General features: G+C 50.9%; 13 protein-coding genes. All 13 read left to right on the top strand.

The annotated features are described in order from the left end of the window. The first annotated feature begins 7 nt into the window (after positions 1-7). Positions 8-739, top strand: coding sequence for a hypothetical protein (locus P159_RS0105110; protein WP_029542079.1), 732 nt, complete (start codon positions 8-10; stop codon positions 737-739). 280 nt (positions 740-1019) lie between these two features. Next, complete coding sequence (locus P159_RS18420; RefSeq protein WP_051650145.1) at positions 1020-1580, top strand: S26 family signal peptidase; 561 nt, start codon at positions 1020-1022, stop codon at positions 1578-1580. Positions 1581-1592: 12 nt separating this feature from the next. Next, the gene (locus P159_RS0105100) at positions 1593-2135 is read left to right on the top strand and encodes a hypothetical protein (protein WP_029542076.1); all 543 of its coding nucleotides are present in this window, start codon (positions 1593-1595) and stop codon (positions 2133-2135) included. Beyond that, the gene (locus P159_RS0105095; RefSeq protein WP_029542074.1) at positions 2132-2425 is read left to right on the top strand and encodes a hypothetical protein; all 294 of its coding nucleotides are present in this window, start codon (positions 2132-2134) and stop codon (positions 2423-2425) included. The genes P159_RS0105100 and P159_RS0105095 overlap by 4 nt, the downstream gene beginning before the upstream one ends. A 9-nt stretch (positions 2426-2434) precedes the next feature. After that, on the top strand, positions 2435-2914 hold the full coding sequence (locus P159_RS0105090; protein WP_029542072.1) for a hypothetical protein: 480 nt from the start codon (positions 2435-2437) through the stop codon (positions 2912-2914). After that, on the top strand, positions 2915-3382 hold the full coding sequence (locus tag P159_RS0105085; protein WP_029542071.1) for a hypothetical protein: 468 nt from the start codon (positions 2915-2917) through the stop codon (positions 3380-3382). A 9-nt stretch (positions 3383-3391) separates the two neighbouring features. Further along, the gene (locus P159_RS0105080; RefSeq protein WP_029542069.1) at positions 3392-3898 is read left to right on the top strand and encodes a hypothetical protein; all 507 of its coding nucleotides are present in this window, start codon (positions 3392-3394) and stop codon (positions 3896-3898) included. A gap of 17 nt (positions 3899-3915) precedes the next feature. Further along, positions 3916-4662 (top strand): VirB8/TrbF family protein, encoded by a 747-nt coding sequence (locus tag P159_RS0105075; RefSeq protein WP_072004114.1) that lies wholly within the window; start codon positions 3916-3918, stop codon positions 4660-4662. 43 nt (positions 4663-4705) lie between these two features. Further along, a complete protein-coding gene (locus tag P159_RS19145; RefSeq protein WP_051650143.1) occupies positions 4706-5821 on the top strand; it encodes a TrbG/VirB9 family P-type conjugative transfer protein in 1116 nt (371 codons plus the stop codon). Between the two features lie 11 nt (positions 5822-5832). Further along, positions 5833-7167 (top strand): TrbI/VirB10 family protein, encoded by a 1335-nt coding sequence (locus tag P159_RS0105065; RefSeq protein ID WP_029542066.1) that lies wholly within the window; start codon positions 5833-5835, stop codon positions 7165-7167. A 13-nt stretch (positions 7168-7180) separates the two neighbouring features. Then, positions 7181-9937 (top strand): type IV secretory system conjugative DNA transfer family protein, encoded by a 2757-nt coding sequence (locus P159_RS0105060; RefSeq protein ID WP_029542065.1) that lies wholly within the window; start codon positions 7181-7183, stop codon positions 9935-9937. Further along, positions 9937-10902, top strand: a complete 966-nt coding sequence (gene trbB, locus P159_RS0105055) for a P-type conjugative transfer ATPase TrbB (protein ID WP_029542064.1) — start codon at positions 9937-9939, stop codon at positions 10900-10902. Before P159_RS0105060 ends, trbB begins: the two co-directional genes overlap by 1 nt. 75 nt (positions 10903-10977) lie before the next feature. After that, a partial coding sequence (locus P159_RS18415; RefSeq protein WP_037376974.1) for a hypothetical protein occupies positions 10978-11373 on the top strand: 396 nt, incomplete at its 3' end.

Below are 11373 nucleotides of genomic sequence, written 5' to 3'. Positions count from 1 at the left end.
TTTGCAATTGGAGACAAAACTGCAAAGATTGATAGATTGGCTGGATTTGGAAAGAAGGTTTCCTACGGAAGAAGAGCGATATAGAAAATATCTGCTGTTTCTGGTGGTCATAAAATTAACGTCGTTCATGATGCTGGGAACCGATATATTGGGGCAGGGATGGGGCAACTTATGGTCCAAGGTGGGCTTAGTTCTGCATATTTCTTTTTTTATTTTGACAATCTGCCTATATATGATGAACGGGGTCTGGTCATTCCTAATCAGGACATTGCCTTGTGTTGTGTCAAGTGCCTTGGTGATAGTGGCTGGCTGTATAGTTGTCGGACCCGTCGCCCTTATACCTGCTTTGGTTTTAACTGTTTTGTATAACCGAAAGCGGTTCAATCAATACTTCAAGCATAAGAGCCTCTGCCTGTACGTTGTGATTACCTACATCATAACCAGTGACACGGCGGAAACATTGTATGAAAATATGTTTGTTCGCTCTTTGGGGGAGGGGAGGATGTTAAGGCTGGCAATGCTTCTGATTAGCTGCGTTCCTCTGGTGTTACTTTGGATAGTACTCAAGAGAGAAGCAGCAAAAGGAAAGAGTTTCTTGGAGACTGTAAGGGCTACAACACTAATAGTCCCGTCCTTCTTGGTTTGCGTGTTGGGCTGTATGACTCTGTGCCCTCTAAAGTTCTTATCCGATAATTACATTTTCGGGGAGACTGACCATGACTTCCTAGCGATGGACTGAAGGGGATAACTGTAGATAAGAAAGTTCAAAAGCCATGGATGGGGGCAAAAAATATATAGCATGATTCAAAATATAATCAAGGTGTCCGACGGGGCACTTTTTTTTATGCTCATTTTTAGGGATTTTCGTCAATCCCAAAAGTAAAAAACAATTTGGGATGAAATTCATCCCAAATTAAAAATAACTATATTCATTCACCTGTAGCTTGAGTAAAACATCGAAGAGTTTGCGAAGCAAATTTTCCACTAGACTATAAAGCGTAGTCGGGAGGGAATAGGAATTGAAGTGGATAGATACATCGAAGAAATCTCACCGTTTTATGGTGGTTATAGGGATTTTTGTAGTGGTGCTTGGCCTCTGGCGGTGCTTATCCTATGTGCCCAGGCTCCCGGCAGAGTACCGGGTGCTTTACTACAACCATACTGACAGCCTTCCCCGTGGCCTTTATCTGCGGATGCCCCTGCGGGAGTTGCAGGATGGGGATTATGTGGTCTTTGAGCCAACGGAAGCAATTACGGATGTGGCATTTGAGCGAGGCTGGCTTTCTCCCGGAGTGAGGTTTTTGAAGCAGGTGGGGGCTGTGGCCGGGGAAAGCTATGAGATAGAGCCGAACACCTTGCAGTTCGAGGCAAATGGAAGATATATCGGTCAGGCCTACTCGGAAGATCGTGAGGGGAGACCGATGCCGGTTCTTCGGGGCATTTTCCTTGTGCCGGAAGGAGAGTTCCTTCCCATAGGCACTAATCCAAGAAGTTTTGATGGCAGGTACACAGGTACGGTGCCAATTACAAATATCACGGCAAGGGTGATTCCCCTGCTCACAGGAACGTGGATGCCGTAAGGAGGAAGTTTTTTGCAGGACAGAGAGATACAGCACTATCACATGACGGGCTATGATGCGTTCTTCCAAGAAGCCCTGCCACCTATAAAGGACACTTTGGATAAAACACTGGGGGACAGGGAAGGTCACTTTGCCATGGCCATAGTGGAAGCAGTCCAGAATGCTGCCATGTACGCCCGGAAAAGCCCGGAAGAGGTGGCCATAGATATTGACCTTGTGGCTACTGAATCAGATATTACCGTCAAGATTACGGCAGATACAAAGGAGTTCGATGTGCTGGCTTATCGGCAGAGGCTTGGCAGGATGGCCAGGGATAAGCACCAGCGGGAAAAGGAATGGGCAGACATAATCAAAGGAACCCAAAAAAGTCGAGGCTATTTCACCATGCTCATGGCGGTGGAATGTCTATATTTAGATGTGACCGGCAAAAGTGTCACCCTTTGTGCCACAAGGCCATATAAGCCGGGGCATATTTCGAAGAAAATCAAGGATATAGTACCAAGGTTCATGCTGGAGCAGAACGGCGTAATCATAGAGGGGGAGGATCTTCTTTGAGTTTTGTAAGCAAGCAGAAGGACAAGGCTGTCATAAAGGTGCCGGGGGCGTATATGTTTACCATCTGCCCCAAGGTAGAGGCAGAACTGAAGGATTGTCTGAAAAGAGGCTGCCAGAAGGTGCAGGTGGACTTAGAGAAAACGGAAGTCTTGACTTCTGCGGCTATCCGTCAGCTGGCTGGTTTCTGCCGGTTGGTGGAAGAGGAAAACTTTGGCCTATACAATGCGACTGGCTGGGTGCTGGGCACAGTCAAGGCCAATAATCTGGAAAGATGGATGAAAGCGGTATAGGAGGGGCAAATGGAAGCAGAAGCATTGGGAATCAAACGGAGCCACATCGCCATAGTGACGGCAGTGATGGTCACGGTCATAATCGCTGAAATAGTGGCCTGTCTTTGTATGACAAGCGTAAGACCGGCAGAAAGCCTTGTGGTGGATTATGAGGCAGCCAAGGAGAGCATGGCAGAATTGGAGACGGAACTGAGGGTGACGGATAGAGCCAAGAGAGAAAATGCAGATGCGTTCAAGGCACTGTCGCTTCTGATGACAGGCAGACCGGCAGAAGTCAGCTTTGAAACCTTGGCAGTGCAGGCCGGGGCAGAAGATGGCAGCTGGGCAAACGTATCTGTTCAGGCGAAAAATGAGGAAGCATTGCAGAAATACATGAACAATCTCACGGCTAGTGATAGTTTCAGCGGCGTGGCTATTGCAAGCTCCAAAAGAAACCCGGATGGCAGCATCAATGCAGTTCTCAGCGTACAGAAGGGGGAGGCAAGATAAATGGCAGGGATTTTAGATAAGATGCGAGGCTTTGCAGCCGTTATTGGTATCCTGGGAGTGGCCCTCATTGCCATGACGGGCTACACGATTCATACCTTTCACAGCCAGCAAGAGAGGCACGGCCAGATTGCCGTCATGACCCATACCATAGAGGAATGGCAGGAAAAAGCCGACAGGCTCAACAGTGAAAAGCTCAGGCCGGTGACAGCAGAACAGGCCAAGGAGGTCAAGAGTAGGATTATCTTTGCCGCACAGGGGAATCAGTTGAATCTTTTGGGGTCAGCTGACCACGCTGACGAAAATGGACGGCTCTGTGAGCTGGATGTCAGCGGGGATTGGGGCAATATGGTGAATTTCCTCAAGAATTTCGGATCTGGTGATGCCTTGGTGGGTATCAAGGGACTGGCTATGAATATGGAAAAGGGCAAGATTCAGGCTCATGTGGTCTATGAGATTTATACAAAGTGAGGGACATGTATGTTTAGGCTTGCAGAGAAGAAAAGAAAGAGTGCCAGCGTGATTGGCATACTGGCTTTGGGGTTGTTTTCAATGATGTTTCTGACAGGAAGCACTCAGCCAAACGGGGAGAAGGAAGCACTTGTCCAAATTGAACAAAGTGAATATAAGTCGGATGATATTCAACTTGTTCAAATTGGACAAGTTGAACAGGCAAGTGTAGATATGGGAGTTAATCCCTTTGTGGAAACGGCTTCGGAGACTGGTTCCCAAACAAATGAGGCAGGAAACAAAGGCGGCAATTACCGTAATCTGCCAGCCATCCCGATAGTTTCTCCACCGTCCCAGCCCCGTCCTGTGCTGCCGTTGCCTAGTATTCCTCGCGCAACGTCACAAAATCAGCCAGCAGTGGCAAGTGCTCCGGCTAAGGTCGCAGAGCCTGCCCCTGCAGAAAACAAGGAGGCAAAAATCGCTTTCCTTGGTGGTGGGGAGATCATGTTTGCCCATGGCATAGAAAATGACAAGTGATTAGGAGGCAAGAATTTATGTCGATTCAAAAGATGTTTAGAAGGCCGGAAAAATATAACCAGTCGGCAGGCTCTAATCCTGCTACTCCGGCAGAAAAGGCTGCGGCTGTCTGGGACAGACGAGTAGGAAGTGCGGTGACACAGGCCTATAACTGGCGAAGGGCAACAATCCTCATGGGGATTGCTTGTCTGGTGTTGGCTGGCGGCCTTGTGGTTCAGTCCCTCAAAACACAGGTCATTCCCTATGTGGTGACGGTAGACAAGAACACCGGGGAAGTAGAAAAAGCCGGGGCTTTCACGGGGGCAGATTATACTCCCGGCGAGGCCGAGAAGAAGTATTTCATCACCAAGTTTGTCCTGAACGCCCGTTCCGTGGTTCTCGACCCTGTAGCCCAGACCAATGACCAGCGGGAAGCGGTGGCCTATCTCACTACCAATGCAGCCAACAAGTATGAAATGGTGAAGCAGAATGAGAAGTTCGATGATAAATTCGGCAACTGCACGGTAACGCCTCACATTGTATCAATTCAGAAGGTGCCGGATTCTGAGACATCTTATCAGGTGCGGTGGACGGAGGAAGAGTACGGCATCCGCTCTGGGGACAAGAAGACCCGGAACATGAGCGGCGTGTTCTCCTATACCATGCTGCCGGTGGAGGGGGATGCCCTGCAGGTGAATCCCTTGGGGCTGTTCATCACTGGCTTTGACTTCTCCAATGATGCCAGCCAGGTCAACAGCGGAAGCGAAAGCAAAAAGAAAAGTTGATTTCAACCAAGACGGTCATATGAAATTTATGGAGGTATAGAAAATGTTGAATAGCAAACTGAAGAAGATCATCTGCGGGGCACTCCTTTGCAGCACCTTTGCCATGCCCTATATGCAGAGTGTGGAGGCTGCCAAGGCATCTGATGTAAATGCAGAGGCACAGCAGACAGAGAAAAACCAGAAGGAAGTGCAGGATAAGCTCACGGCCTTGGAAAGTAAGCTTAAAGCCGTGGAGGCAGACAAGAGCGGCGAGGCCAATACTGCCGCCATCAGGGAGATTACCGAGGAACTGAAAGAACTGCACAGGCAGATGGAAAGTTCTGCTGTTGCCCAGAGCCGTATCATGGAGGCGTTGGACGATGTGCAGTACAAGAACAAGGAAATGGAAAGATTCATGGAAGATCCCTCAGACGGCTACTATGGCACGGCGGCCACGGAGAAATATCTGGTTTATCCGGGAGGCGATGGCAGCACTCCCAGCTACACGCAGGATGCTATCAATGCACAGGGCAATTCAACCATGGTTTTTGCCTATGCTCCAAACCAGCTTTATAAAATCTACTGCCGTCGGGGCTATCTGACAGACCTGGCTTTCCACAAGGGGGAGAATATCAAGTTTGTGGGAGGCGGTGACACGGTAGGCTGGACAGTGATCAACTCCACCGTGGACGGGGTCCCTCACCTTTACATCAAGCCGGTAGTGGAAACCAGCACCACCAACCTTATTGTCACCACGGAAAAGCACTCATACCAGCTTATCCTGAACACCTCCAACTGGTATAACCCCATGGTCATTTGGACTTATGAGGCGGAGAATATGGCAAATGGCCTGATGGAAATGGCAAAGGAAGACCGTCTTACCACGGGGCAAGTAGCCGCTACCAATATTGCTAATCTGGATTTCAGCTATCATGTGTCCGGCGGGGAAAGCTCCAGCCGTCCTTCCATGGTCTTCTCGGATGGAGAAAAGACATTCATCAAGTTCGACAAGATGGTAGCCAGGAAATACCCCCTATTCATCAAGGAGAAGGGCACCAAGGATATGAAAATCACCAATTACAAGGTCAAGGACAACTACTTCATAGTGGAAAAGGTCTTTGACAGGGCCCAGATTCGCCTTTCTGACAGTGAAATCATCACAATTAGGCACGGCAAGTAAGGGGGAAGAACATGAACAACCTTTTAGGTAATGCCCAGACATTCTTCAAGCGTAGATGGGGGAAAAAGAACGAGGATGATGTAGACGACGAGACTGAATTTGATGGGGACGAGGCAGACAAAAGCCCTGGCAAGGTCAGCATGAACGGTGGAAGCCATGGCACAGTCTTCGGCATAAACCGCAAAATCGTCACAGCAGTTGTTGTAGGCGGTTTTCTGGTGGTTGGCATGGCTACTATCTTCAACATTACAGACAAGAATGACAAGGCACAAGAAAAGCCCCAGCAGACACAGGAAACGGCTGCCAATCCTGACGGCCTGATGAAAAACGACAAAAATGCAGTGGGCAGCTATGACCAACTTTTAGATCCCAGACGTCAGCAGATGGGAAAACCGGGTAGCCATCCCAATAATTCCGGCAATGCGGAGGTTAATGGGCAGAATGGAGATAATCCAAATAATCCCCAGCAGGTTCAACAAGCCCGGGCGAATATGACCATACCGGCTATTCCGCAGGCTCCGTATTCCGCTCCCGTGGCTTTGCCTAGTCAGGCAAATGCTGCTCCTGCTGTCCAGTCTGCTGAAGAACGGGAAGCGGAACAGGCCAAGAAAGCCATGGAAGACCGCTTCAAAAGTGCCATAGACTTTGCTCTGGGCAGAAGCGGGGGCAATAACACAGATATGGTCACGGCTGAAGCTGGAGCACCTGCTCCGGCAGGGGCGATGAATGGCGGTTCGGCGAATTCCGGCCTCGTGCAGGTGGGTTATACAGCTCCCAGTGACACGATCCTCCAAGCCGGTACGGTTATCCCGGCCATGCTCTTTTCCGGCATCAACACGGACACCCCGGGACAGATTACGGCAGAGGTTCAGGCAGATGTCTTCGATAGTGCCACAGGTACAAGGCTCCTGATTCCGGCTGGCAGCACCTTGGTGGGCAGCTATGAGCAGGGGGAGGCGGCAACTACCGGCAGGGTAAGTCTGGTATTCACCACTCTCGTCATGGCAAACGGTGGATCCTATAACCTGGGAGACAGCCTAGTCGCTTTGGACAGCAATGGTTACAATGGCCTCCATGGTAAGGTCAACCACCATACCGGCAGCAAAGTCGGCGGCGGCATGTTTGCTTCAGCCTTGGCTGCTCTCGGCTCCTACGCTTCCGGCAATGTTTCCACCCAGAACACCTACACCGGCGGCCAGCTGGCCATGCAGGGGGCACTGGCGAACCTGATGCAGACGGCTTCCACCCTCTTCAAGAAGGGTGCAGACAAGCAGAACACTGTCACCATTGCTCCTGGGCAGCAGTTCAATATCTTCGTCACCAAGCCTATTTCCTTTGGTATCTGAGGGAGGGGTGAGCGTGGAAGATAGACAGCTACAGACAAAGGTGATGCTCTACATCATCGGCGTTGTGCTCATAGGCATCCTGCTCGGCTCATGGTACGGCACCCAGCAAGTGGGTGCCGATTGCCATTATGCAGAGTACCTTGGCGGCCTTCACATCGGCAGCATTGCCATCTATCAGCCCTTTGGCATGGTGGCATGGAAGAAAAACGCCGAGATTATGGCACAGATTACACCCCAGGTCATGAACGCTCACTTTTTTGACCTCTACCTCGGGGGCTTAATAGGAGGCGGCATTGGCTACATGATCAGCAAGAAATACCAGCAGCGTACCTCCCACGGCACGGCGGCCTGGGCAACGGCGGAGGACATCAAAAAAGCCAAGCTCAACGCCGAGGAAAATGGCGTGGTGTGCGGCAGAAATCCCTATAACCATCAGATTATGCTCCACGATGGCCCCGAACATATCCTGCTGCTGGCTCCTACTCGTTCAGGTAAGGGTGTGGGTGTCATTACCCCCACGGGGATAATCTGGAAACACTCCATTTTCTTCTTTGACCCGAAAGCGGAGTTATGGAACATGACCTCCGGCTGGCGAAAGAAGCATCACAAGCAGAAGGTCATGAAGTTTGAACCACTTTGCAAAGACGGGTCCGGGGCACGGTGGAATCCCTTTGCGGAAATCAATTTCCAGAGCACGGATGAAATGGATGATGTGACCACCATTGCGGAAATGATGTGCAAGACCGGCGAAAAAAGCGGCGGTGATCCCTTCTGGGAAAATTCGGCGGTGGCCTTGGTTAAGGGGGTTATCATGCACCTTCTGTACAAGCATTATCAGGAGGGCAAAGACCTGCCCAATCCCTCAGATGTTATGAGCTTCTTGTCCTCTCCCAACATGGACACCGACCATCTTTTCGCCAACATGAAGATATATCCCCATATCAGCCCCAAGGAGTTCATGGAGGTTGAGGAATGGGAAAATGTCATGGACGAAAATGGCAAGCCCCGGCTGGATGAAGAGGGAAAGCTAGTCCGCAAGCTAAAGAAAAAGTGGCGTAATCCCCTGAAGGAGATCTACGGGGAGTACATACCCGACCTGAAGCCCTATAAAAAGGCCTTGGGAATACAGCCAGACACGGAGGAATGGTTCAAGGTTAAAACCTTGGAGGACTTGCGGCTGGCCATTGTGGAGTATGAGAAGCAATGCAAGCCGGAAGATAAGCTGAACTGGGAGGCTCCCGATATCTCGGGCTATAAGGACAAAAGCGAGATTGACATGGGTATATCCATGGCTGATGCCAAATCTCCGTGGTATCACCTGCTGGTGCATCCGAAGGTGGCTGAAAGTGCCAGCAATATGTATAACGGTGCCAAGGAAACAAGGGCTTCCATCATGCAGACTACTCAGACTAGCCTTGACCTGTACCAGAACCCACTTATCAAGGCCAATACGGCCATTTCGGATTTCACCGTCCGTGACCTCTTAGACCCCAAGCAGACGGTTTCTCTCTATCTTGTGTTGCAGCCCAACGATGTAGAGAAGCTGCGTCCTCTCACAAGGCTGTTCATCAGTACCATGATGTCGAAGCTCGTCCGGGATATGGATTTCGGTGAAGGGGGGGGCACTACCAATGTGGTGAAGCAGCGACTGCTGTTAATGTTGGACGAATTTCCCCAGCTCCGAAAGATGGAGCAGATAGAAAACCAGCTGGCTATCTGTGCTGGTTACGGCGTGAAAATCTGCATTGTAGCTCAGAACATTGGGCAGCTTAACCAGCTCTATACCAAGGAGAACGGCATTGCTGCCAACTGCCATGTGCAGATCTACTACACACCGGCAGACAACGATTCAGCCAGGATGCTCTCGGACAAGCTGGGGGATGCTACCATTACCACCAGCAGCATATCCAGTTCCGGCAAGCTCTTCGAGAAGAACACCTCTGTATCTGAGAACGCCAGAAAGCTCATGACCCCGGACGAGGCTTCCCGCATGGACGAGAAGAAGGAACTGGTCTTTGTCACCGGCAAGCGGCCAATCTTTGCCGACAAGATCCGCTTTTACGAGGAACCATACTTTGTGAAGCGTGTATCGGTGAAGGCACCGCCTTTTTCTGATACTTGCACTGAGGTCAAGGATTACAGCCAGCTTTTCGCTATCCATGAGCCGGAACGCCGGTCACAGGAGGAAAAACGCCGGAAGGTTGAGCTTGCTCGTCTGGAAGCCGAAAAATCCTTGCAGAAAGAGGCCGGGGCACGGCCAGAGGGTGGAGAGCAGGAGGAAAAAGCTAAAAATAAAGTGCTCGATATGGCTCCTGAAAATCTGGCACCTGTGGAGCCTGAGGTTGGGGAAGAAAAAGAGGTACAGGCACCGAGTGAGCCAGCCCAACCTATGGAGGAAGAGCGGAAGCAAGGCCAGCTTACGGAAGCAGAGAGAAAGCAGGAGGCTGAGGCCTTTGCCAAGGCGGCTATATGCGTGAGCCGTCAGCCTCACAGGCGGCCAAGGCCAATGTCACAGGAGGCAGCAGATGAAAAAGAAGCAGGAAACACTGAAATTGTCGAGCCTGACAGACCTGAAGAACCGCAAGATGAAGACCATAGCGGAACCCAAGGGTCTGGACAGCCAGCAGAACCTTTTGAAGAAAGGCCACGGCCAGAAGGTGCGGACAAGGTAGAAGCACCAGCTGATGAAGGGGATGATGACGATGATGAGTATGGCTTGGATGACGATGAAGAATGGCAGAAATACCAACAGAGCAAGAAGGTGGGCTGATGGCGAATACACAGCTGGTCAATGAACGTTATGTGCAGATGCTTGAATCTAACATGGGGCCGCAGCTGATGGCCTATATGCAGGATGAGACGATTACGGAAATCATGCTCAACCCTGACGGTCACATCTGGATAGATACCCATGACCGGGGCCTGGTGGAAAGCCCCATCAACATGAGTGCCAATATAGCCAAGCAACTTATTTACAATGTGGGTTCGCTGGCTGGCCGGGTAGTCCCGGCAGATTTCCCGGAGTTAGAGGCAGAGATTCCTGCGTCCCGGCTCTTTAGCTCCTGCCGTTTTCAGGGCGAGCTGCCACCGATTGTGAAAGCCCCGTCTTTCAATATTCGCAAATTCGGCAAGAAGCTCTTCACGTTGGATGATTATGTGGCACAGGGCACCATGACGGAAGTGCAGCGGCAGACCATCATGACGGCCATCCGGGAGCATAAGAACATCATTGCTGCCGGGGGCACGGCTTCAGGTAAAACCACCCTCCTGAATGCCATCCTGGCTGAGATTTCCCAGATGAATGAGCGGATAGTGATTATCGAGGACACCTCGGAACTTCGCTGTAAGGCACCCAATCATGTGAAGCTGCAGACCGCTCCACCAAACATGGATATGGATATGCTGCTTAGAATCACCCTCCGCAAGTCTCCCAACAGGATTGTGGTAGGGGAGGTACGTTCCAAGGAGGCCATGACCCTGCTGGAGGCATGGTCAACAGGCCACCGGGGTGGCTGCTGTACGGTGCATAGCGAATCGGCCTATGACACCCTATCCCGCTTAGAAGAACTGACCTCCCGTGTCTCTATGACCCCCCAGAAGGAAACGGTGGGCAGAGCCGTGGATGTGGTGGTCTATCTGCGGAAGAAGGTCACCAAGCGGTTGATTGAGGACATCATTCTGGTGAATGGTTACAACAAACAGACCGGGGATTATGACATCGAGAAAATCGGCTGAGTAAAACATCGTAGAGTTTGCGGGGCAAATTCTCTCGTAAAATTATGCTTGGATAGAAAAGGAGGTAAGTTCAACATGTACATGGATTCTATCAAAAAAGTCAAGAAGAAGGGAGCCACTGCGGCTGCTAAGGCACTCATCTTTGCCAAGGAAAACAAGGCTTTCATGTTCAAATTGGGGCTGATGGCAGCGATGGTGGCCGTGCCTGATGTGGGATTCTGCAATTCAGCGTCCAACATTCAGGTGACACCCTTGCAGAAGCCGGTGCAGATGTTCACCGACCTGATGACCGGCCCGATTCCTGCTTGCTTCACGGTTATCTCCGGGGCAGTAGGCGGCCTTTCCTGGGGCATGGGCATGGAGCAGCAGGTCACCCAGCGGGCTATCAAGTGCGTTGGCGGAGGTGCCATTGCCACTTCCGTAGGCAGTGGCATGAGCTGGATTGGCATTGACGGCGTTTCCAGCTGCCTC

The organism is Selenomonas sp. AB3002, assembly GCF_000702545.1.
GTDB classification, from domain to species: domain Bacteria; phylum Bacillota; class Negativicutes; order Selenomonadales; family Selenomonadaceae; genus Selenomonas_B; species Selenomonas_B ruminantium_A.
This window is presented reverse-complemented; position numbering and strand designations above follow the sequence as displayed.

Coding starts and splice junctions, on each gene's coding strand:
- P159_RS0105090 (WP_029542072.1), top strand. CDS start 2,435: ATGGAAGCAGAAGCATTGGGAATCAAACGGAGCCACATCGCCATAGTG.
- P159_RS0105085 (WP_029542071.1), top strand. CDS start 2,915: ATGGCAGGGATTTTAGATAAGATGCGAGGCTTTGCAGCCGTTATTGGT.
- P159_RS0105080 (WP_029542069.1), top strand. CDS start 3,392: ATGTTTAGGCTTGCAGAGAAGAAAAGAAAGAGTGCCAGCGTGATTGGC.
- P159_RS0105075 (WP_072004114.1), top strand. CDS start 3,916: ATGTCGATTCAAAAGATGTTTAGAAGGCCGGAAAAATATAACCAGTCG.
- P159_RS19145 (WP_051650143.1), top strand. CDS start 4,706: ATGTTGAATAGCAAACTGAAGAAGATCATCTGCGGGGCACTCCTTTGC.
- P159_RS0105065 (WP_029542066.1), top strand. CDS start 5,833: ATGAACAACCTTTTAGGTAATGCCCAGACATTCTTCAAGCGTAGATGG.
- trbB (WP_029542064.1), top strand. CDS start 9,937: ATGGCGAATACACAGCTGGTCAATGAACGTTATGTGCAGATGCTTGAA.